Origin of the sequence: Streptomyces sp. NPDC006997 (genome assembly GCF_040635175.1) — a bacterium.
Taxonomy (GTDB): Bacteria; Actinomycetota; Actinomycetes; order Streptomycetales; family Streptomycetaceae; genus Streptomyces.
On the sequence record NZ_JBEYHH010000035.1, the window covers coordinates 1 to 22,285 of the forward strand.

Consider the following 22,285-nt stretch of genomic DNA (forward strand, 5'->3'; position numbering starts at 1 on the left):
TCCGTCGCCCCGCCCAGACTCACCACCCGCGCCCGTGGCGCGACGGCGCGGATCCGGTCCGGCAGGTCCACCGGGATCCAGTCACCCGACAGCAGCGCCAGCCGCAACGGGACGGTCTCGTCGACGTGCTCGACGAACATGCCCATCAGGGCGGGCACCGAGTTCCACACGGTGACACCGTGCTCGGTCACCAGGTCCTGCCAGTGCCCCGGATCGCGCCCCGTGCCGGGCCCCGGCAGCACCAGCGTGCCGCCCGCGCCCAGCACGCCGAAGACGTCGAAGACCGAGAGGTCGAAGCTCAGCGAGGACAGCCCCAGGACGACATCCGAGGCGTCGACGCCGAACCGTTCGTTCACGTCCACGCACGTGTTGAGCGCCGCCCGGTGCGAGACCGCCACGCCCTTCGGCACACCCGTGGAGCCGGAGGTGTAGATCACGTACGCCAGGTCGCCGGCACCGGTCGTCACCTCGGGTACCGGCTGCTCCACCACCGGCCCGCTCAGGTCGACCAGTTCCTCGGTGACGCCGTGCGGCCAGTCGAGGGGGGTCTCCCGGCTGGAGGTGAGGACGACCCGGCAGCCGGAACGTTCCAGCAGCGCGTGCCTGCGCTCGGCGGGCAGTTCCGGGTCCAGCGGGAGGTAGGCCGCGCCCGCCATCAGCACACCCAGTACCGCGACGATCTGCTCCCGGCCCTTGCCCATCGACACCGCGACCAGCTCACCCGGCGCGAGCCGCCGCGCCACCGCGGCCGCCCGCAGCGTCAGCTCCCCGAAGGTCAGCGTCCCGTCGACGGCGACGACCGCCACCTTCTCGGGGCACTCCCCCGCCCGCTCCAGCACGCCCGAGTGCAACAGCCCCTCCGGCACCGGCCCCGCGGTGTCGTTCGCCTCCGCCACCACGGCCGGGGCCAACTCCCCCAGCCCCGCCGACCAGGACCCCTCCTCACCAGCCAGTCCTTCCAGCAACCGGCAGTACGCGCCGAACATGTCGTCCACCAGCCCCGCCGGGAACAGCTCCTCGACGAAGTCCCAGTTGAAGGACAGTCCGGCGGAGTCCTCCCAGACCTGGTGGTCGAGCAGGACCTGCGGCGTCTGGGAGATGCCGTGGACCCACTCCCCGAGCCACTCCACGGGCAGGTCGGGATCCCCGTCGGGGGCCTGGCCCCGGGCGCTGGCGAAGACGACGGGGGCGAAGAGGCCGTCGGTCGCGCCGCGCCGCTGGGCCAGGTCGCGCAGGACCTGGACGCCGCTGTGGGCGCGGTGTTCGAGGTCGGACCACAGGCGCCGCTGGATCCGGGTGGCCAGCGCGGCGAGGCCCGGATCGGTGTCGTCGAGGTCGACCTCCAGCAGGGTGACCGAGGTGAAGTCACCGATCAGGTCGTCGACTCCGGGGTGGACGCGGTGGCGGTTGAACGTCGGGACGCTGAGCGTGAACCGGCGGGAGCGGGACCAGCGGCCGAGGACGGTCGCGTAGGCGGCGAGCAGCACCGAGGTGGGGGTGAGGCCGAGGACGGTGGCGCGGTCGCGCAGGGTGGTCCAGGCGTCCGGGGCGAGACGGTGGTCCAGGCGTCGGAAGCGGTGGCCTGAGCAGGTGGCGACGGGGCGGGCCAGGGGGAGTTCGGGGCCCGGGGGGAGGGTGTCGAGCCGGTCGTTCCAGTAGGCCCGTGCCGTCTCCTGGGCGGCGGCGTCGGACTGCTGCCGGGTGGCGAGGACGTAGTCGCGGAAGGTCAGTTCCAGTGGGGGCAGGGTGTGGTCGCGGCCCTCGTACAGCGAGCGCCACTCGCGGAAGAACAGCCGCAGGCTCCACACGTCGAAGACGAGCAGGTCGAGGCCCACGTGGACGCGGCAGCGGCCCGCGTCCAGGACGCTGATCCTGAGGTCCGCCAGCGGGGCCCGGTCGGTGGGCAGGACCGCGTGGGACATCTCCTCGCGTACGGCGTCCAGGTGGCGGCGTACCTCGTCGGCGGGTTCGCCGCGCAGGTCGTACTCGGTGAGGGGGGCGCCCGGCGCGCCGCCGCCGGTGACGAGTTCCGGTGGCAGGACGCGTTGGGTGCCGTCGGTGCCGATGACGGCGCGGAGCATGTCGTGCCGGGTGACCAGGCGGTTCAGGGCGTCGCGCAGCCGGGCGGGGTCGAGGCCGTCGGCGTCGAACTCGGCGTGGAAGTGGGTGGCGACGCCGCCGAGCGGGAACTCCGGGTCGCGTCCGGCCAGGTAGGCGTGCTGGAGGTCGGTCAGCGGGAACGGGTCGTGGCGTGCCGCCGGGTCGGGGGTGAGCGCGGGGGCGGCGGGCGCGGGGGGTTCGGCGGTGTGGGTGGGCAGCCGGTCGAGGAGGGTGGCGGTGAGGTCGCGGGGGGTGCTGCCGCCGAGTTGGGACAGGGGCAGCAGGACGCCCAGCTCGCGGTGGAGGAGGGCGCGCAGTTCCATGGTGCGCAGGGAGTCCAGGCCGAGCTGGAGCAGCGTCCGGTCGGCGTGTTCGGCGGCGGGGGCGTCGGTCAGCAGGCGGGACAGTTCGCGCAGCAGGACGTCGGCGCGGGCGTCGGCGGGGGCGGCGTGGAGCGTCTCCGCGAGGGAGGGGCGGGGTGCCGCGTCGGCCGGGTGGGCCGTCCCGGCGCGGGCCAGGGCGGTGAGGTCGCCGTCGAGGTAGGCGGTGCGGCAGGCGGTGCGGCGTACCTTGCCGCTCGCCGTGCGCGGGACGTGGTGTGCCGGTACGAGGACGAGGTCGTCGACCTCGACGTCGTGGGCGGCGGTGACGGCGGTGGCGAGGGCGCGGGCCAGGGGTGTGAGGTCGCCGGTGACGGCGGTGTCGTCGTCGACGCCCTGCACCACCACCAGGTGCTCTCCCTGGCCCCGTTCGACGGAGAAGGCGGCCGTGGGCTGCTGGGCGAGCCGGGGGTCGGCCTGGCGGCAGGAGAGTTCGATGTCCTGGGGGTGCAGGTTGCGGCCACGGATGATCACGAGTTCCTTGAGGCGTCCGCACACGACGAGTTCGCCGTCGTGCAGGAAGCCGAGGTCGCCGGTGCGCAGGTGGCGTCGGCCGCCGTCGGCGAGCATTCCGTGGAAGGTGGCGGCGGTCTCCACGGTGCGGTGCCAGTAGCCGTCCATGACGACCGGTCCGGCGATCCACACCTCGCCCACCTGGCCGGACAGGCAGGGTCGGCGGGTCTCCGGGTCGACGATGAGGAGGTCCGCGCCGGGGCCGGGGGTTCCGCAGCCCACCAGGGTCTGGACGCGCTCGGTGTCCGCGCCGGCCGGTCGGACCCGGCCCCGTTCGAGGGCGGCGGCGTCGGCGTCGACGCGGACGACGGGGCCGCCGCGGTGCCCGGTGACGATCAGCATCGTCTCGGTCAGGCCGTAGGCCGGGAACAGGGCCCGCTCGTCGAAGCCGTACGGGGCGAAGGCGGCGGTGAACTCGGTGAGGGTGCGGGGCCTGACGCGTTCGGCGCCGATGAGTGCCGTACGCCAGTGGGACAGGTCGAGTCCGGCGCAGCGCTCCGCGTCGGCCGCGGCGGTGCAGCGTTCGTAGCCGAAGGGGGCGCCGCCGCTGAGGACGGGGGCGTCGGCGGCGGAGACGGCGCGCAGCCAGCGCAGCGGGTCGTCGACGAAGTCGCCGGGCTGGATCAGGGTGGCGGATCCGCCGACGCAGGCGGCGAGCAGCACGCTGCCGAAGCCGAGGGCGTGGTGGGCGGGCAGCCAGTTGACGACGTGGCCGCCGTCGGGGAGGCCGGTGCGTTCCCGTTGCAGTTCCAGGGTGGCCCGCAGCCGCTCGTGCGGGACGGCCACGCCCTTGGGGCTGGACGTGGATCCCGAGGTGTAGAGCAGCAGCGCCAGGTCGGCGGGGCGGACGCGGGCCGCGGGGGGCGGTGTGGTGGTGGCGGGCAGGTCGTCGACGCACCGCCAGGCCAGGGGCAGGGCGCCCCGGCGCTGCCAGGCGGCGCGGCAGACCTCCCGTACCGGCCGGGTGGTGACGACGGCGGCGGCCTCCGCGTCGAGGGCGATCTCCGCGAGCCGCGCGGCCCGTTCGGGGTCCCGGCCGACGGGCGGCGGCAGGGGGACGGCGGCGGCGCCGAGGTGCCAGGCGGCCAGGCAGGCGGCGAACAGGTCGGGGCCGCCGTCGAGCAGGACCAGCACGCGGTCGCCGGGCCGGACCCGGTCGGTGAGGGAGGCGGCGACGGCGTGGGCGCGTGCCAGGAGGTCGCCGCGGGTGACGTGGGTCGTGGCGTCGGGCGCGCCGGGCTCCTTCGACGGCCGGACGACGCGCAGCACCTCGCGGTCGGCGGCCCGCTCGCACAGGGAGCGCAGGACGTCGGCAGGGGTCGCGTTCCTGGCCGGGCGGCCTTGCACGGTGTGGGTCATCACGGCTCCCTCCACAGCGGTGCGCGCCGGGTTCACGGGGGGTGCGCGGCACTCGCCGGTTCACCGTGCCATCGGGGGCCGTCGTGCCCCAGGCTCGTCCGCTCCACCCGACCGGGGCGGTGCCGCCCGCCCCTTGGGGGCGTCGGACGGGGTACCGGATCGGGCGGTCCGTCGCTCGCCCGGGCACCCCGGACCATGTCGTCGCACGGCCGCCCCGTCGGCGTGGAGCGGGGCCGGGGGGTGTGGGGTACGGTGCCTGGTCGAGGGGGTGAGCGGGGTGGAGGCAGGGCTCCGGGGGGTCAGCGCCAGGTTGCGGTGCGGCATGGGGCGGTTCACCCGCAGTGAGCGGCGTATCGCCCGGCTGCTGCTGACCGATCCCGCGGTCGGCACGGACACGGTCGCGCTGCTGGCGCGGCGGGCGGGGGTGAGCGCGCCGACGGTGGTGCGCTTCGCTCGGCGGTGCGGCTTCTCCGGTTATCCCGCCCTGCGGGAGGCGCTGCGGGCCGAGTTGGCGGCGTGCGCCGACCCGCGGGCGCTGGGCGTCCCCGGTGCGCGGGCCGTCGCCGCCGGGCCCGCGCGGGCGGACGCCGCCGCGTCGCGACCCGTTCCCGTCGGCGCCGGTCGCGGGGTGCCGCAGACCGCGGTGGCCCGTGCGGGGGTGCTGCTGGCGGAGGCGACGCGGGAGACACTGACATCGTTGCCACCGGCCGAACTGGACGCGGCGGTGCGGCTGCTGGCGTCGGAGCGGCACCGGGTCTTCCTCGACGGCGGCCGGTTCACGGGCGTCCTGGCGCAGTGTCTGGAGCTGCGGCTCATGGGGTTGCGCGACGGGGTGCGGCGGCTGCCCGACCATCCGGTGCAGTTGGCCGCCGTCGCCCGGGACCTGCGACGCTCGGACGTCGTGGTGCTGTTCGACCACCGGCCGTACGAGGAACGCACCGCGCGCCTCGCGCACCAGGCCAAGGCGGCGGGCGCGAGGATCCTGCTGTTCACGGACCCCACGTTCTCGCCGGTCACGGAGATCGCCGACGTGGTGCTCACGGCGGTGGTGCGGTCGCCGTCCCCGCGGGCGAGCCTGGTGCCGACGCTGGCGTTGATCGAGGCGCTGGTCACGGTGCTGGCGGATTGCGGCGACCGCCGACCGGCTCGCGGCTGAAACCCGGCGGAGCGAACAACCCACCCGGTGGCAGGGCCGGTTGTAACAGTGCGCGATCCGCGCGACCGCCTCCCCGAGGTGGAAACGCCGGGCCGGAGCGACGCGCCTCGCGTTTCATCTTCCCGTCCAACTCGCTTGGTTGTAACGTCCATGTCATGGTTGCGCGGAACGCTGGGCCACGCCCAGCACGGTCCCCCCGCGGAACCCAATCCCCCCATAAGCTCGCCCAATCACGAGGAGGATGGTCGGTGAGCGAACACGCACTCCACCATCAGGACGTCACCACCACTTCGAGGGACCACCGCACAGCCCCCCACACCCTGGACGTGGCGGTGTGCCACGAGGACGCCGTCATCCGCTGCGGTCTGATGACCCTGCTGCGCTCCGTTCCGGAGGTCGGCTCGGTGTACGCGCTCGACGAACACGGGCCCGTACGGGACGTCCTGGCTGGCCGTCAGCCGGACATCGCCATCCTGCCCGCCTCGTTCGAGGCGGGTCCGCTCCAGGAGGTGCTGGACCTCACCCGGGGCGCTGGCGTCAAGGTCCTGCTGACGCTCCCGACCGCCGCCCGGGAGTGCGTTCGCCGCGCGGGGCGGCTCAACGTGGACGGTTTCCTGCTGGAGAGCGGCCTCACCGAGGAGTCGCTCACGCACGCCGTACGGGCCGTGGCCTGCGGTGAGATGCCCGTGCCGCCCAGCCTGGTGCGCGAGCTGATGTCGGAGGCCACCTCCGGCGGGCGCCGGGACCGGGGCCCGCAGCTCACGCCGCGTGAGGAGGCGGCGCTGACCCTGCTGGTGCACGGCATGAGCAACAAGCAGATCGCGCACCGGCTCGGCATCTCGGAGAACGGCGCCAAGCGGCACGTCTCCAACGTGCTGGCGAAGCTCAACTGCCCGAACCGGACCGTGGCCGCGGTGGTCGCCGTGAAGGACGGCCTCATACCCGCGCCCGCACCGTCGGCGGCGGTGCTGTGAGACCTGTGGAGGCAGCCGTCCCCGACCGGCCGCCCCACCCGGGTACCCCGCTCTCGCGCCCGGTCGGCCGTCGTCGCGCCCACCCCTTCGTGCCTAGCGTGAACGGCGACCACCAGCTCCCCCGTCGACCAGTGAAGGAGGGGCGTGTGATGTCGTGGCGCGGCCGAGCCCAGGACACCGGCACCACGGAGGACCACGGCCCGGGCGAACGGGCGGTGGACGTCCGCACGTTCCGGGACCTCATGAGCGGCTTCCCCAGTGGCGTCGCCGTGGTCACCGCGGTCGACGACGAGGGGGCGCCGCGCGGTATGACGTGCACGTCGCTGTGCAGCGTGGGGCTGTGTCCGCCCAGTCTGCTGGTGTGCCTGGACAACCGGAGCGGCACCCTGCGGGCGGCGGTGTCCCGGGGGGTCTTCGCGGTGAACCTGCTGCACACCGGGGGGCGCCGCGCCGCGTCCGTGTTCGGCCGTCCGGGGCCCGGTCCGTTCACCGACGTGGACTGGGAGCCGGTCGGTCCGCACGGGCTGCCGCGGCTGGTGTCCGACGCCCACACCACGGCCGTGTGCCGGGTGCTGCGCACCGTGCCCGGGGGTGACCACACCGTCGTGCTGGGCGCCGTGGAGCAGGTCGCCACTGTGGACGGGGCGCGTCCCCTGCTCTACGGCCGACGCCGCTACGCGACCTGGCCCGCGCCGTGAGCCAGCCGCCGTCGCGCCGCTAGGGCCTGCCAGGCGTCGGGCGGCGGGCGGGACCCTCGCCACACGCACCGGGCGCGACGAGAAGACCGTCGGCGCCGGGCCGCGCGCCCGGCGCCGACGGTGTGTCCGCCTCCCGCGTCACCGCATCCGTTGGGTGAGGTACTCGTACTGGCCGGGCAGCGCCGCGACCAGGCGTTCGGCCTCTTGGCGGACCTCGGCGAACGCCGCCCGCGCCGCGCCGGGGTCGAGCAGGCCGAGAGCCGGGTGCGGGTGCCGCGGCGGGCGGCCCAGGCCCAGCAGCATCACGGCGTACGAGTACGGTTCGAAGCCGTGGTAGTAGGGGTGGACGCTGCTGTCGGAGGGCAGCCGGGACTCCCACAGCCGCAGCCGGTCGGCCATCCCGTCGGGCAGCGCGCGCTCCTCGGTGGCCTTCCAGTACGGGGTGTCGTTGCGGGTGGCCGCCTTGTAGTGCAGCACCAGGAACTCCCGTACGCCGTCCAGGCAGCGGGCGACGCTCTCGTTGTAGCCGCGGGCGAGCTGCGGGTCGTCGGCCCGGTCCGGCCAGTGCCGTACCAGCTGCTCGATGCCGTGCTGGATGAAGAAGATGCCGGTGGACTCCAGCGGCTCCACGAACCCGCTGGACAGCCCGATGGCCACGCAGTTGCGCACCCAGGAGCGGCGGTTGCGGCCCACCCGCATCCGGATGTGGTTGGCCTCGGCGTCCGCCGCCCGCGGTCCGACGAACGCCCGCAGCTCCGCCTCCGCCTCCTCGGGCGCGCAGAACTCGGAGGCGTAGACGTAGCCGGTGCCGATCCGGCCGTACAGGGGGATGGTCCAGATCCAGCCCGCGTCCCGCGCGGTGGCGGTGGTGTACGGGGCCATGCCGTCCTGGGCGCCGTCGACCGGCACCCGCAGCGCCACCGCGCGGTCGTTGGGCAGGACGTCCTGGTACGACTCGAAGGGCTCCTCCAGCGTCTTGTTGACCAACAGACCGCGGAAGCCGGTGCAGTCGATGAACAGGTCTCCGGTGAGGGCGCCGTGCTCCCAGGTGACGACCTCGGAGATGTCGCCGCGCTCGTCACGGCGCACCTCCACGACGTCGTCCAGGACCCGCCGTACGCCCATGCCCGCGCCGTGCAGGGCGAGGAACTCCGCGAGCAGCGCGGCGTCGAAGTGGTAGGCGTAGGGGAACTGGGTGTCCTGCTGGAACATGGTGGTGCGGCGCGCCCGGTCCCCGCCGTCGTGCAGGGACTCCTCGAACAGGGTGCCGTCGAGGTGTTTCGGGGCGCGCTTGGCCTCGCACAGGGCGGGGAGGACGTAGCAGCTCTCGTCGAAGCGCTTCTCGTGCGGTCCGAGCCGCAGCCACCAGTCGGCGAGGGTGAAGCCGTCGGCGGTCCGCAGCCGTTCGAAGGGGTGGTAGAAGTGCTCCCCGTTCCCCCGCCAGTTCTCGAAGCGGATGGCCAGCTTGTACGAGGCGTTGCAGGACGGCATCCACTCCTCCTCGGCCAGGCCGAGGTAGTCGAAGAAGTGCCGTACGGTGCTGAAGGTCGCCTCGCCGACGCCGATCGTGGGCACCCTCGCCGACTCGACCAGGGTGACCCGCACCCGGTCCCCGAAGGTGGCCTTGAGGTAGGTGGCGGTCATCCAGCCCGCCGTGCCGCCGCCGACGATCACCACTGAGCGGATCATGCGCGGTTGTCTCCTTCGTGTCGTGCCGGACAGCCGGTGGGGGGCTCCAGCGGCGGGTGGTCGGCCCGGTGCGCGTCCTGGACGGCGCCGGGCAGGTGGTCGCGCGACTCCCACAGGTAGGGGAAGAAGCGGTGGCCGAGTGTCCGTTCGAGGTAGGTGATGCTGGTGCCGCCGGTGCCCCGGGTGGCGCCGCCGATCACCCGGCGCACCAGGGCGACGTGTTCGGTGCGCCAGCGCAGCCACGACTCGTCGTAGTCGAGGAGGAGTTCGCTGAGCAGGTAGAGCGGGCTCCCGGCGCGCTGCGGGAGGTACAGCTCGGGCCAGCCGGTCAGTCCCTCCCGGCGTGCCGCGTCCTGGTGGGCCTCGGCGACGCTGCGGTGGCGCAGCGCGGCGGCGACCGGTGCGGGCAGGGCACCGCCGTGGACGGCGCGCACCGTGCGCAGGTACGCCTCGTGGCGCAGGCCGGAGGTGACCTCCAGCTCCCGGAACTGCGCCGACTGCAGGCCGCTGGCTCCGGCGAGCCGGCCACGGAAGGCGTGGAACCCGGCGGGTGGCAGGGCGCGCAGGCTGCGCAGCTGGGTCAGCAGGACGCCCATCGTGTCGTTGATCCGGCGCAGCCGGGTGCAGCAGTCGGTCAGACGGGAGTCGTCGAGCAGTCCGACGAGGGCGCGCAGGTCGTGCAGGAGGAGCCGGAACCACAGCTCCATCGCCTGGTGGACGACGATGAAGTGCAGTTCGTCCGGTTCGTCGCTGACCGGCTGCTGTAGCCGCAGCAGCTCGGGAAGGCGCAGGTAGTGGTCGTAGGTCGGCGGGCGGTCGGCGCGGGCGGCGTGGTCGCCGTCCGGCCGGGCGGCCGTAACCTTCATAGGAGTCCTTCCGTTCCGACGCGGATCCGGCTGCCCGGCGCGGCGACCGTCGGCTCCGCCACCCGCACCACGGCCCCGGGCACGGGCACGGGTGCGGGTTCCGAGCATTCCGTCTCCGCGGCTTCGCGGGCAGCGCCGGTCGAGGTACCCGATCGGGCCGTACCGCCGTGCGGACCGAGCGGCACGACCGGTCCGGTCCGGGGGCCCGACCCGGACGCCACCGGGGAGGACGGGCACGCCAAAACGCCGGTCGGCGCACTCACCAACGTGCGCCGACCGGCAGCGCGACAGACCGCCCCGCGGTCCCCTACGGAGCAGTCGCCACGATCACTCGCTGTCGCCGTACCACCCTTTCATCGTTGGAACATCGCCGTAAAGACGGCGTCACCCCAAGGCGAAGTAACGTGCGATACATCTATGCAGAGAATGACCTTGGATGTAACGTCCTCCCTCAACAGGCGGCGCACTTCCGTACCGCCGTACGCACGCTCGTCGAGAAGGACCTGACCGCCATGCCGACCTCCTCGAACCGCCGTACCGCGGCGGCCCTGACCTCGTTGACCACCCTGCTCGCCCTGTCCGCCCTGTCCGCCTGCGGCGGTGACGCCGACGCCGACGGCGGCCAGCCCGCCGTCGGCGCGAAGGCCACGATCGCCGGCACGGTCGTCCAACGGGACGCCGCGCTGTACGACCTGCTCCCGGACTCCGTCAGGAAGTCCGGCACCGTGCGGGTGGCGACCGACGTCCCCTACCCGCCCTTCGAGATGTACGCCGCGGCGGGCAGCGACGAGATGACCGGTCTCGACTACGACCTCGGACAGGCGCTCGGCGCCAAGCTCGGGGTCCGCTTCGCCTTCTCCGCGCAGAAGTTCGACGGCATCGTGCCCGCCCTCCAGGCGGGCAAGTTCGACGTCGCCATGTCCGCGATGACGGACAACAAGGACCGCCAGCAGGTCGTCGACTTCGTCGACTACACCCAGTCCGGGTCCGGGATCATGGTCGCCGACGGCAACCCGGAGAAGATCACCGGACTGGACGACCTGTGCGGCCACAAGGTCGCGGTGCAGGCCGCCACCAACCAGCTCGAACTGCTCACCGGCCACCAGAAGGACTGCGCCGCCGCCGGGCGCGGGAAGATCGACATCCAGACCTTCCCGAAGGACTCCGACGCCCAACTGGCGCTGCGGTCCGGCAAGGTGGTCGCCGACGTGCTGACCAAACCGGCCGCGGGCTGGACCGCGAAGACCGCCGACGACGGCAAGGCGTTCGACCTCGTCGAGGACCCGAAGGCCCCCGGCGGCTACAACGCCTCCCCCAACGGCATCGCCGTCAGCAAGAAGCTCCCCGAACTGACCACCGCGATCCAGAAGGCCCTCCAGGCCCTGATCGACGACGGCACCCTCAAGCGGATCTGCGACCAGTACGGCGTCGGCTCGATCGCCCTGGACAAGGCCACCCGGAACGCGGCGGTGGACTGATGCAGACCCGCACCGAACCCCTGCCCGGCACCGCGCCCCAGCGGATCCCGGCGCGGGACCTGGACATCGTCCCCGTCCGGCACTACGGCCGCTGGGCCGCCGTGGTGGCCGCCGTCGCCGCGCTCCTCGGACTGGTCGGCTCGCTCGCCCGCAACGCCAACGTGCACTGGGACGTGGTGGGCGACTACCTGTTCGCCTCGCTCGTCTTCGACGGGATGGCGACCACGCTGTGGCTGACGGTCGCCGCGATGGCGCTCGGCCTCGGGCTCGGCACGGTGATCGCCGTCATGCGGCTCTCCGCCAACCCGGTCCTGTACGGGCTGTCGTCGCTCTTCGTGTGGTTCTTCCGCGGCACCCCGCTGCTCGTCCAGATCATCTTCTGGGGGTACGCCGCCGCGCTCTACCAGTACGTCCTGATCGGCATCCCCTTCACCGACATCACGTTCCTGCGCGCGGAGACCAACTCCCTGCTCACGCCGTCGGTCGCGGCGCTGCTCGCGCTCGGCCTCAACGAGGCGGCCTACGCCAGCGAGATCGTGCGGGCCGGGATCCAGTCCGTCGACGGGGGCCAGGCCGAGGCCGCCCACTCGCTCGGGATGCGTCCCGCGCTGACCATGCGCCGTGTCGTGCTGCCGCAGGCGATGCGGGTCATCGTCCCGCCGATGGGCAACGAGACCATCAACATGCTCAAGATGACCGCGCTGGTGTCGGTGATCGCCGCGCACGATCTGATGTCCAACATCCAGGCCGTGTACGCGCAGAACTACCAGGTCATCCCGCTGCTCGTGGTGGCCAGCATCTGGTACCTGGCCCTCGTCAGCGTGCTCAGCGTCCCGCAGGCGTGGCTGGAGCGCCGCTACGGCCGGGGCAGCACCACCCACCGCGCCTCCCCGGTGCGCCGCATGTTCCTCGGCGCGGCGGCGGCGCTGCGCGGGAAGGAGACCGTCCGATGAGCGCCCCCATGGTGCACGCCGAGGGCGTCCGCAAGCGCTTCGGCCGACTGGAGGTACTCCAGGGCATCGACCTGACCGTGGAGCGGGGGCAGGTGTGCTGTCTGCTCGGACCGTCCGGGTCGGGCAAGTCGACCTTCCTGCGCTGCATCAACCACCTGGAGAAGGTGGACGGCGGACGGCTGTCCGTCGACGGCCAGCTGGTCGGCTACCGCCAGGAGGGCAACCGGCTGCACGAGCTGCGCGAACGCGAGGTCGCCGAGCGCCGCCGGGACATCGGCATGGTGTTCCAGCGTTTCAACCTCTTCCCCCACATGACGGCGCTGGAGAACGTCATCGAGGCCCCGGTGCGGGTGGCCGGGGTCAGCCGCGCCGCCGCGCGGGAGGACGGGACGCGGCTGCTCGACCAGGTCGGGCTCGCCGACCGCGCCACCCACTACCCGGCGCAGCTCTCCGGCGGCCAGCAGCAGCGGGTGGCGATCGCCCGCGCCCTGGCGATGCGGCCGAAGCTGATGCTGTTCGACGAGCCGACCTCCGCGCTCGACCCCGAACTGGTCGGCGACGTGCTGGAGGTGATGCGGCGGCTCGCGGACGACGGGATGACGATGGTGGTGGTGACCCACGAGATCGGCTTCGCCCGCGAGGTGGCGGACACCGCCGTCTTCATGGACGGCGGCCTGGTCGTCGAGGCCGGGAAGCCCTCGACGGTCCTCTCCGACCCCGCACAGGAGCGCACCCGCGCCTTCCTGTCCAAGGTGCTGTGACGGCGGCGGTACGGCGGCGGCCGAGCCCGCGCGTGTTCCTGGCGCTGGCACGCGACCGGCTGCCGCGGTTCCTGGACGACCTGGCCGAACTGGTCGGCGTCGACTCCGGCTCGCACAGCCCCGACGGGGTGAACCGGGTCGCGGCACTGCTCACCGCCCGGCTGGACGCGCTCGGCTTCGAGGTGGAGCGGGTCACGCTGCCGGACGGCGCGGACGGACAGCGGTTCGGGGACGCGCTGGTCGCCCGCAGGGCCGGGGCCCTGCCCGCCGCGCAGGGCGGGCGGCGGGTGCTGCTCCTCGGCCACATGGACACGGTGTTCGAGGACGGCACGGCGGCGGAACGGCCTTTCACGATCCGCGGCGGGCGCGCCCACGGTCCCGGCGTCAGCGACGACAAGGGCGGGCTGCTCGCCGGGCTGCTCGCGCTGGACCTGCTGCGGGCGGCGGGCGTGGAAGCGTACCGGGAGGTGGTGCTGCTGGCCACGCCGGACGAGGAGATCGGCTCCCCGGCCAGCCGTCCGCTGACCGAGCGGCTGGCCGCGGAGAGCGACGTCGCCCTCGCCCTGGAGTGCGCGCGGGAGAACGGCGACCTGGTCTGCGCCCGCAAGGGCGTGGCCGACTTCCGTGTCACCGTCACGGGCACGGCCGCGCACGCGGGCATCGAACCGGAGCGCGGCGCGAACGCGGCCCTGGCGGCGGCACACCTGGTGGTCGCGTTCCAGGCGCTGAACGGCAACTGGGACGGCGTCACCGTCAACGTGGGGGTGATCCGCGCCGGGACCAGGGCCAACATCGTCTGCCCGGAGGCGGAGCTGCGGGTGGAGGTGCGCTCGGCCACCGCCGCCGGTATCGACGCGGCCCGCGCCGCCCTGGACGCGGCGGCGTCCCGGCCGGTCGTGCCGGGGACGCGGGCCCGGGTCGAGCAGCTGGACTTCTGTCCGCCGCTGGAACCCTCCCCCGGGGTACGGCGGCTGCTGGCCACGGCACGTGAGCTGGGCGCCGAACTCGGGGTGCCGGTCCGGGCCACCGCCACCGGCGGGGTGGGCGACGCCAACTTCGTCGCGGGCGTCGGCATCCCGGTCCTCGACGGCCTGGGACCGGTCGGCGGCGCGGACCACACACCCGAGGAGTGGCTGGACCTGACCACCGTGCGCCACCGCGCGGCCCTGCTTGCCGCGCTGGTCGCCCGGCTGGGCGACGACCGCGGGTGACGGGGAGGAGGGGGGTCCCGTGGCGTGACCCGCGGTTACACCCGGGGGCCGACGCGCGGAGGGGAAGGCTAGGCTCGACGTGGTCGACCGTTGTTCAGGATGTCGGTCGCCGGGCGGGAAGGAAGCGGGCACCATGGCCACGGGCGTACTGGCGGACGAGATCCGCCACAAACTGGGTGAACTCAGCCCGGCCGAGCGCAAGGTCGGGCGCGTGCTGCTGGCCGCCTACCCCTCCGCCGGGTTCGAGACGGTGGCGGCGATCGCCGAACGGGCGGGGGTGAGCGCGCCCACCGTGCTGCGGTTCGTGTCGCGGTTCGGCTTCCGCGGCTTCCCGGACTTCCAGGCGGCCCTGCGCGCCGAGCTGGAGGAGCGCAACGCCTCTCCCCTGTCGCTCTACGAGGCCCCCGACTACGGCCGCCCCGTCGACGAGACCGCCGACGGGGGGAGCCTGCTGGAGCGGGTGGGGCGGGTGTTCCCGGCCGAGGTGGCCAAGACGCTGGCGGAGCTGCCGCCGCACGACCTGGACGCCGCGGTCCGGCTGCTCGCCGACGGCAAGCTCCGCCTCACCCTGGCGGGCGGCCGTTTCACCCACCTGTTCGCGCAGTACCTGGGGCTGCACCTGATGCAGTTGCGGGAGGAGGTGCGGTTCCTGCCCGACCGCGACGTGGAGCGGACGGCGACGCTGGCCTCGCTGGGCCGCCGCGACGTCCTCGTCCTGTTCGACTACCGGCGCTACGAGCGGGACAAGGTGGCGATGGCCGGCCTGGTCCGGGACCGGGGCGGCAAGGTGCTGCTGTTCACGGACACCTGGCTGTCCCCGGTCACCAGCAGGGCCGACGTGGTGCTGCCCTGCCGGGTGACCGCGCCGTCCCCGTACGACAGCCTGGTGCCGACGCTCGCGGTGATCGAGACGGTGATCGCCGGGGTCATCGAGGCGCTGGGCGAGTCCGGCCACGACCACCTGCGTCGCGGTGAGGACGTCGCCCAGCACATCGGCCTGGTCTGACACGTCCGCTACCGGTAGCGGACGTGCAGGTGGTTGTCGTGGTTGGGGTAGCTGGTGGTCAGGCCCTCCGAGATCAGCTGCGGGTCGTTGAAGAAGACCAGCGCGACATGGCCGGGGGCCTTCGCGCGGATCTCCTGTACGAGCCGCCGGGTGGCGGCGCGGTCGTACGTCGACGACTGCCAGGTGATGCGTCCGGCGGTGCACTGCGCCGAGTCGGTGCGGATGGGCCAGACGTCGATGTCCATGCCGACCTCGTGGCTGGCGTGGCCGGGGATGTCCCCGCCGTGCTCGAACCCCGCGTCGCCGACGGGCAGCCGCCCGTTGCCGGTCCCGGCGAACGTGGCGGCGGCTGCCTCCAGTTGGCCGACGGCGCCCGCGGTCGCCCAGTGGGCGTTGGCATTGCCGTCGGGGCTCTGCGCGCACATGGTGCCGGTGCCGAAGTTGATGTTCTCGTAGTGCCAGAGCAGGTTCTTCCAGGTGGCCGGTCCGACCACGCCGTCCACGCCGAGCCCGGCGTGGGACTGGAAGGTGCGGACCGCGGAGTAGGTGGCGGGCCCGAAGTCGCCGTCCACGGACAGCCCGGCGGACCGCTTGGCGTTCAGCAGTGACTGGACGGCCTTCACCGCGGGCCCGTTGGCGCCCTGCCGTACGGTGACGGCGAGCGCGCCCCAGGTGGCGGGGCCGACGATGCCGTCCGCGGTGAGCCCCTTGGACTGCTGGAAGCCGGTGACGGCGCTGCGGGTGCCGGAACCGAAGACGCCGTCCACGGCGACCGTCCGGCCGTGCGCGGCCAGCAGGTGCTGGAGCGCGACGACGTCGGTGCCCCGGTTGCCGTTGCTCACCAGCGGGAAGGCGGCCTGCGCGAAGGACTGCGCGGGCAGACCCGCCCCGAGGAGCAGGGCCGCCACCGCGGCGAACAGGGTGATGACACGGCCGAGTTGTCTCATGACGTCCTCCTCACTTCCCCGCCTGGAGGGCGCCCCAGGTGGCGGGGCCGACGATGCCGTCGCTGCCCAGTCCGCGCGAGGACTGGTAGTCGCGGACGGCCTGGGTGGTGCCGGAGCCGAAGATGCCGTCGATGGTCACGGTCCGGCCCAGCGCGGCGGTCAGGGCGCGCTGGAGCCGGGTGACCGCCTCGCCCGTCGAACCGTTCTGGAGGGTCGGCGTGCTCCCCCGGGACAGCAGCGCCGTCCAGGTCCTCGGCCCGACCACGCCGTCCGCCGAGAGCCCCCTGCTGGACTGGAAGTTCCGCACGGCGGTGGCGGTGCCCGAACCGAAGATCCCGTCGGGGCTGCCGGGGTCGTACCCGGCGGCCTTCAGCAGGCACTGGGCGGCGGTGACCAGGGGGCCGGTGGAGCCGCTCTGGACGGTGCCGTAGGCGGTGAAGCCGAGGTTGACCGAGGCGCAGGTGGGCTGCGGCGGGGTGCCGGTGCCGACGTCGAGGTAGTCGCGGTCGATGTTGATCGAGTAGCCGCCGTAGGACTCGGTGACCTCACCGACGTACTGGTGGATGCGCTGGTGGCTGGCCCAGTAGGTGGAGGGCACGTAGGAGCCGGTGTTGGTGTCGGCGGCGCCGTTCCACCAGGCGTAGAAGAGGTGGTCGACGCGGGTGTAGGCGCTGTTGTCGTACTCGCTGGCGGCGTCCCTGATGCCGGAGGCGGCGCTGGAGTAGAAGCCGGAGAGGTAGCCGCCGCTGTGCAGCCGCTCGGTCCAACCGGACAGGTACGACAGGACGGCCGCCTTGCAGGAGGCCGTGGAGTTGTACGCCTCGATGTCGCTGTAGATCGCGCTGCCCGCGGGGATGCCGAGGTTGGCGGCGGCGCTGATGGCTCCGGCGGCGGCGCTGACGCCCTGGGACTTCGCGGTCGCCGGGTCGCTGGACATGCGCAGCGAGTAGCTGGTGCACGGCGCCTGGCGGCCGACATCGATGGGGATGAGGTGCCAGCCGTTGCTGGTCTGGCTGGTCACCCAGCTCGCCGTCAGGTTCGGCTGGGCGCAGCCGCGGAAGGAGCCGCTGATGTAGACGCCGACCGCGCTGTACGGGGAGCTGGCCTGCCAGGCGTTCATGGCGGACTGGGAGGGGGCGGTGCAGGCGTCGAAGCCCTTGCCCAGGTAGCTGCCGGGCTGCGGTCCGGCGGCGGCGAGGGTGCCGGGGGCGGAGCGCTGGCCCGGGCCGGGCAGCTCGGTGCGCCGGGCGCCCGGCGTGAGCCGTGCCGAGGCGAGGACGTCGCGTACGGCGCCCTCGGTCCGCGGGGTGTGGTGGGCGGTGACGAGGACCCCGGCGTCCTCGACGGCGACCTGGATGGTGCCGTTGGCGGAGACGGCGGCGGGGGCGGTGGCCCTGCCCTTGGGGGCGCGGGCGGTCGCGGGTGCCGTGCGGTCGGCGGAGCGGGCGGTGATGGGCTCGACGACGATACCCGCGGTGCGGCCGAGGACGCGGGCGGGGCAGTCGCTCTGGTCGCCGGGTCTGCCCAGGTAGACGGCGGGTGCGTCGAGGCGTGGGCAGGCGGTCGGGTCCTTGGCGAAGTCGACCACCCGCCAGTCGGCGGGGGCGTCGAAGCGGTAGCCGTGGTAGGTGACGGTCCGCTGGCCCTCGTCGGGTGCGGAGTCCGCCAGGGCGGGCGCGGGGACGGTCAGCGCGCCGGTTCCGGCGAGCACCGCCAGCAGGGCCGTTCCGGCGCGGGCGCGCCAGCGGGGGCGGGACGACATTCAGGGCACTCCTACTCGTGGGGGCCGGGGGCGCGCTCACGGTGGCGTGCCCCCGGGTCGGATGGCCGTCGGCGGTGGTCAGACGCCGCAGGTGGGCGCGGACCAGGAGCGGCTGGTGCGTCCGTCCACGTGGGTGTGGTCGTCGTGGCCCGGGTAGCCGGGGCCGAAGATCCCGCCGAAGCCGTGTGAGCGGGCGCGCTGCGCGAGCGTGCACAGCGACGGGTTGCCGACCAGGTCGGCCGCGTCGCCGTACAGGTGGCGGCTGTGGGAGGCGCCGCCGACGGCGCTGTTGCAGGCGTAGGAGCGGAAGCCGCTGCTGATGACGAGCGGGGTGTCCCCCAGGGCGTGCCGCATGGCCTCCAGCTTCCACATCGTCCGCAGGGCGTTGGCCTTGGCCGTGGCCGCGCTGACGGCGCCGCCGGACCAGTCGGAGTTGCACTTGTTCAGCTCGGCGTAGGTGAAGTGGACCGGGGTGCAGTCCGGGTCCTGGAGGGCGTAGATCTTGCTGAAGGTCGCGGGGCCCGCGACGCCGTCCGCGGTGAGGCCGTACGCCTGCTGGAACTTGGTGACGGCGGCCTTGGTGCGCGCGCCGAAGGCGCCGTCGGTGGCGAGGATCTCGCCGTGGTCGACGTGCCCGGCGACCCGTATCTGGAGCTGGGTGACGTCGGCGCCCGACATGCCCTCGGAGAGGGTGCGGTTCCAGGTGTAGCACTCGTCGGCCTGGGCCGGGCCGGCCACGGCCAGGGCACCGCCCACACAGGCAGTCATGAGCATGACAATAGAGAGAAGTAGTCGGACCGCACGTCGCAGCATCACGCCTCCGCCCTGCACCTACCCCCGCACGGGGGTTCGAGCCGAGTGTGGCGCCCCAGCCGTGGCCCTGTCCACACCGTCACCGTTTGCCACAGGACCAGACCTCCGGCACAACCCGGCTCGAACCAGGGGGAGTTACCCGTGCGGGACCAGGACGGCGGACCCGGGCCGGTGGATCGGCGCCGCCAGGCCCGTCAGCGGGCGGCCCGTTCCGCCGCCCCGGGCCGCGACGACCTCCGCGGCGATCGACAGGGCCGTCTCCTCGGGGGTACGGCCCCCGAGGTCCAGCCCGATGGGTGACCGCAGGCGGCCCAGCTCCGCCTCGCTCACGCCCGCCTCCCGCAGCCTGCGGTTCCGCTCCGCGTGGGTACGGCGGGAGCCCATCGCGCCCACGAAGGCGACCGGCAGCCGCAGCGCGACCTCCAGGAGGGGGACGTCGAACTTGGCGTCGTGGGTGAGGACGCACAGCACGGTGCGCGCGTCGGTGCGGGTCCCCCGCAGATAGCGGTGCGGCCACTCCACGACGACCTCGTCCGCCTCCGGGAACCGCGCCCGCGTGGTGAACACCGGCCGGGCGTCGCACACGGTGACGTGGTAGCCGAGGAACTTGCCGACCCGGACCAGCGCCCCGGCGAAGTCCACGGCACCGAAGACGATCATCCGGGGCGGCGGGGTACCGGCCTCCACCAGCAGGGTGGGTCCGTCGGCGCCGCGCTCGCCCGCCGCGCACAGCTCGACCGTGCCCGTGCGGCCCGCGTCGAGGGCGGCCCGGGCCTCCGCCACGGCCACGCCGTCGAAGTCTTGGCCGAGGTCCAGCCCGCCCGCCGTGGCACCGTCGCCGTACACGAGGAGCGCGGCGCCCGGGTGCGCGGCCGGACCCGCGACCACCCGGGCCAGGGCCACCGGTTCGCCCCGCTGCACGGCGTCCAGGGCGGCGTTCAGCAGCGCCCTGACCGGCGCGTCCGCGAGCACCGGGGTGACCAGCACGTCAAGGACGCCGCCGCAGGTCAGGCCCACGGCGAAGGCGTCGTCGTCGCTGTAGCCGAAGCGCTCCAGCACGCTGTGCCCGGTCTCCAGCGCCCGCGCGCACAGCTCGTAGACGGCGCCCTCGACGCAGCCGCCGGACACCGAGCCGACGACGGTGCCCGCTCGGTCCACGGCCAGCGCGGCACCGGGACCGCGGGGCGCGCTGCCGCCGACCGACACCACGGTGGCGACGGCGAGGTCACGTCCGTCGGCCAGCCAGTCCTCCAGTTCCGGCAGCAGGTCAAGCACGGTGACCCGCCGTCAGGACGCGGTCCGGGCGGAGGGGGAGGCTTCGGTGCCGTACGCCGGTGGCGTGCCAGACCGCGTTGGCGATGGCCGCCGCGGCGCCGACGATGCCGACCTCGCCGATGCCCCTGATGTCGAGCGGGTCGTCGGGGTCGCTCTCGCTGTCGGGCACCCAGTGCGCCTCGATCTCCGGGATGTCGGCGTGCGTGGCCACGTGGTAGTGCGCGAGGTCGGCGCCGACCGGGCCGCCGAAGGCCGGGTCGCGTACGGCCTCCTCGTGCAGGGCCGCGGCGGCCACCGACCCGGTCGCGAAGGCGTAGGAGGCGCGGTCGCGCACCTTGCGGTAGCGGGAGCGGGCCGCGACCGGCACCGGCGGCAGCCAGACGCCGGTGACCAGCGCGCCCGCCGGGAGGGCCGTCTCACGGTGCGGGGTGTCACCCACCGGCAGGTAGAACGCGCCGACCGGCAACGTGCCCGCGCCATCGGCGGTCTCGTAGTGCACGACGGCGTCGAGGGCGGTCAGCGCCACGGCCATGTCGGAGGGGTGTACGGCCACACAGCTCTCGGACGCGCCGAGGATCGCGTGGTTGCGGTGCTCGCCGTCGCGGGCCGGGCAGCCGCTGCCGGGGAGGCGTTTGTTGCACGGCTTGGTGGTGTCGGTGAAGTAGGCGCAGCGGGTGCGCTGGAGGAGGTTGCCACCGACCGTGGCCATGTTGCGCAGCTGGCCGGAGGCACCGGCGAGCACCGCCTGCGCCAGCACGGGGTAGCGGTCGCGGACGTCCGGGTGGGCGGCGAGGTCGCTGTTGGTGACCGTGGCGCCGACGCGCAGTCCGCCGTCCGGGGTCGACTCGACGCGGTCCAGGGGCAGTTCCCGCACGTCGACGAGGCGGGCGGGGCGCTCCACGCCGCTCTTCATCAGGTCGACCAGGTTGGTGCCGCCCGCCAGGCAGCGCGCGTCGGCATCGTCGTCGAGGAGTGCGAGGGCGCCGGACACGTCCGGGGCCCTCCGGTAGTCGAACTCCCTCACGCGGCGGCCTCCTCGGACGCGGAACCGGAACCGGCCGGGCCGCCCGCGGGGGACGCGGTGCCGGGGGCGTCGGCGGCCCGTGCGACGGCCTGGACGATCGCCGGGTAGGCGCTGCACCGGCACAGCGAGTGGGCCCCCTGCGCCTCTTTCGAGGCGGAGGGGGCCCACAGGACCGACTGAGATCCCTCGTGGCCGGTGCCGCACCACACCGGGCCGGGGGAGGTCAGAGGCCGGGCAACTGGCTCTGGATCTGCTGGGCCAGTGACTTCACCTGCTGCGCCTGCTCAGCCATCTGCTGCGTGATCGGCTGACCGACACCACCGGCGAGGGCGTCCAGCAGGCCGCCCATGCCGCCACTGCCACCAATCAGGCTGCCGAGCAGGGCGCCGAGCGGACTGTCGGCGGCACCGCCGCCCTGGGGCGGCTGGGGGGTAGGAGGAACGGTCATGCGAGTCTCCGATGCTCTGGGCCGCACCACCGTTCGGAGCGGCCGTTGTCCGTCGACTGCACCGCCACCGCGAGGACACGCCCACGCCCAGCGGGACTCATCAGATGGGGTGACGATCCGAGGGGTGACACCGCACCCCTCGCTGGCGCATGAGTTCGACCTTCGCCCACGCCTTCGACACCGTCACGGTCACATGCGGCTGGCGACCTCGTCGCGCAGGCGCGGGAGCATGTCGTGGATGACGCCGGGGCACAGGGTGTCGCCGAAGTCCTTGTGACCGTAGATCCGGGCGGCCGGGATGCGGTACTGATCGCACACGTACGCGCACATCAGGACCAGGACCTCCCACTGAGCCGCGGGAGGCACCGCACCCGCGTGGTAGGAGCCCTCGTTGGCGATGCCGATGGCCTGGTTGTTCTGGCCGGAGGTGTGCGCGCCCTGGACGAAGGTAGAGCCGCCGGTGAGGGTGCGCAGACTGCCGTGGCGGCCCTCGGTGATCCAGCCGCCCCGGCTGACCAGGAAGTGGTAACCGGTGTCCACCCAGCCGTTCTTGTCCATGTGCAGGTCCTGCACCCAGTGGGCGTGGGAGTGCGCCTGACCGCGGGAGAAGTCGGAGGTGTTGGCGCTCACCGTGTGATGGACGACGATCTTGGTCGGCCGGTACTGGAGGGTGGTGATGGTCCCCCGGGGCGGGCGCGCGCCCCAGGCCGTGGTGGAGTCGATGTCCGGCTCCAGCGCCTCGGCGCCGCGGGCCAGGGCCTGGTGGGCGGTGCCCAGGCCGACGGCGCCGGTCACCAGTCCGGCCGTGGCGGCGAGCAGCAGGCGGCGGCGCAGGGCGTTCTCAGTGGTCACGATCACTCCTCGGAGGAGAG

Annotated in this window: 18 protein-coding genes; 8 read left to right on the plus strand and 10 right to left on the minus strand. The window is 73.8% G+C overall.

The window, feature by feature from the left end; all coding sequences use genetic code 11:
* Nucleotides 1–4,352 (minus strand): AMP-binding protein (locus ABZ659_RS28540; protein WP_360225330.1); only part of this gene is annotated, 4,352 nt, incomplete at its 3' end.
* 322 nt (nt 4,353–4,674) lie between these two features.
* Here ABZ659_RS28540 and ABZ659_RS28545 point away from each other — a divergent pair.
* The 3 genes from ABZ659_RS28545 (at nt 4,675) to ABZ659_RS28555 (ending at nt 7,180) form a co-directional block, all read left to right on the plus strand.
* Nucleotides 4,675–5,508 carry a MurR/RpiR family transcriptional regulator gene (locus ABZ659_RS28545; RefSeq protein ID WP_360225332.1) on the plus strand — a complete coding sequence of 278 codons (834 nt, stop codon included), beginning with the start codon at nt 4,675–4,677 and terminating at the stop codon, nt 5,506–5,508.
* 248 nt (nt 5,509–5,756) lie between these two features.
* Entirely contained in the window at nt 5,757–6,482 is a 726-nt protein-coding gene (locus ABZ659_RS28550; RefSeq protein ID WP_360225334.1) for a response regulator transcription factor, read from the plus strand.
* 149 nt (nt 6,483–6,631) lie between these two features.
* Nucleotides 6,632–7,180 (plus strand): flavin reductase family protein, encoded by a 549-nt coding sequence (locus tag ABZ659_RS28555; protein WP_360225336.1) that lies wholly within the window; start codon nt 6,632–6,634, stop codon nt 7,178–7,180.
* A 138-nt stretch (nt 7,181–7,318) separates the two neighbouring features.
* Here ABZ659_RS28555 and ABZ659_RS28560 read toward each other — a convergent pair whose 3' ends face one another.
* Nucleotides 7,319–8,869 (minus strand): tryptophan halogenase family protein, encoded by a 1,551-nt coding sequence (locus ABZ659_RS28560; protein WP_360225338.1) that lies wholly within the window; start codon nt 8,867–8,869, stop codon nt 7,319–7,321.
* Nucleotides 8,866–9,735: a tryptophan 2,3-dioxygenase family protein gene (locus tag ABZ659_RS28565; RefSeq protein WP_360225340.1), complete on the minus strand. Its 870-nt coding sequence runs from the start codon at nt 9,733–9,735 to the stop codon at nt 8,866–8,868. The genes ABZ659_RS28560 and ABZ659_RS28565 overlap by 4 nt, the downstream gene beginning before the upstream one ends.
* A gap of 512 nt (nt 9,736–10,247) precedes the next feature.
* On the opposite strand from ABZ659_RS28565, the gene ABZ659_RS28570 reads away from it, so the two are divergent.
* The 5 genes from ABZ659_RS28570 (at nt 10,248) to ABZ659_RS28590 (ending at nt 15,144) form a co-directional block, all read left to right on the plus strand.
* Entirely contained in the window at nt 10,248–11,213 is a 966-nt protein-coding gene (locus ABZ659_RS28570) for an ABC transporter substrate-binding protein (RefSeq protein WP_360225342.1), read from the plus strand.
* Nucleotides 11,213–12,166: an amino acid ABC transporter permease gene (locus tag ABZ659_RS28575; protein ID WP_360225344.1), complete on the plus strand. Its 954-nt coding sequence runs from the start codon at nt 11,213–11,215 to the stop codon at nt 12,164–12,166. The genes ABZ659_RS28570 and ABZ659_RS28575 overlap by 1 nt, the downstream gene beginning before the upstream one ends.
* Nucleotides 12,163–12,927, plus strand: coding sequence for an amino acid ABC transporter ATP-binding protein (locus ABZ659_RS28580; protein WP_360225346.1), 765 nt, complete (start codon nt 12,163–12,165; stop codon nt 12,925–12,927). The genes ABZ659_RS28575 and ABZ659_RS28580 overlap by 4 nt, the downstream gene beginning before the upstream one ends.
* Nucleotides 12,924–14,138, plus strand: coding sequence for a M20/M25/M40 family metallo-hydrolase (locus ABZ659_RS28585; RefSeq protein WP_360225348.1), 1,215 nt, complete (start codon nt 12,924–12,926; stop codon nt 14,136–14,138). The genes ABZ659_RS28580 and ABZ659_RS28585 overlap by 4 nt, the downstream gene beginning before the upstream one ends.
* 133 nt (nt 14,139–14,271) lie before the next feature.
* Nucleotides 14,272–15,144: a MurR/RpiR family transcriptional regulator gene (locus tag ABZ659_RS28590; RefSeq protein WP_360225350.1), complete on the plus strand. Its 873-nt coding sequence runs from the start codon at nt 14,272–14,274 to the stop codon at nt 15,142–15,144.
* An 8-nt stretch (nt 15,145–15,152) separates the two neighbouring features.
* On the opposite strand, the gene ABZ659_RS28595 is transcribed toward ABZ659_RS28590, so the two are convergent.
* From ABZ659_RS28595 to ABZ659_RS28625, 7 genes are all read right to left on the minus strand, one after another.
* A complete protein-coding gene (locus ABZ659_RS28595; RefSeq protein WP_360225352.1) occupies nt 15,153–16,091 on the minus strand; it encodes a penicillin-insensitive murein endopeptidase in 939 nt (312 codons plus the stop codon).
* Nucleotides 16,092–16,101: 10 nt separating this feature from the next.
* A complete protein-coding gene (locus ABZ659_RS28600) occupies nt 16,102–17,853 on the minus strand; it encodes a glycoside hydrolase domain-containing protein (RefSeq protein WP_360225354.1) in 1,752 nt (583 codons plus the stop codon).
* Between the two features lie 78 nt (nt 17,854–17,931).
* Nucleotides 17,932–18,666, minus strand: coding sequence for a D-Ala-D-Ala carboxypeptidase family metallohydrolase (locus tag ABZ659_RS28605; protein WP_360225356.1), 735 nt, complete (start codon nt 18,664–18,666; stop codon nt 17,932–17,934).
* A gap of 135 nt (nt 18,667–18,801) precedes the next feature.
* Nucleotides 18,802–19,941, minus strand: coding sequence for an XdhC/CoxI family protein (locus ABZ659_RS28610; RefSeq protein WP_360225358.1), 1,140 nt, complete (start codon nt 19,939–19,941; stop codon nt 18,802–18,804).
* The gene (locus ABZ659_RS28615; RefSeq protein ID WP_360225360.1) at nt 19,934–20,965 is read right to left on the minus strand and encodes an FAD binding domain-containing protein; all 1,032 of its coding nucleotides are present in this window, start codon (nt 20,963–20,965) and stop codon (nt 19,934–19,936) included. Before ABZ659_RS28615 ends, ABZ659_RS28610 begins: the two co-directional genes overlap by 8 nt.
* A 223-nt stretch (nt 20,966–21,188) precedes the next feature.
* On the minus strand, nt 21,189–21,413 hold the full coding sequence (locus tag ABZ659_RS28620) for a hypothetical protein (RefSeq protein WP_360225362.1): 225 nt from the start codon (nt 21,411–21,413) through the stop codon (nt 21,189–21,191).
* Nucleotides 21,414–21,602: 189 nt separating this feature from the next.
* Complete coding sequence (locus ABZ659_RS28625; RefSeq protein ID WP_360225363.1) at nt 21,603–22,265, minus strand: peptidoglycan recognition family protein; 663 nt, start codon at nt 22,263–22,265, stop codon at nt 21,603–21,605.
* Nucleotides 22,266–22,285: the final 20 nt, after the last annotated feature.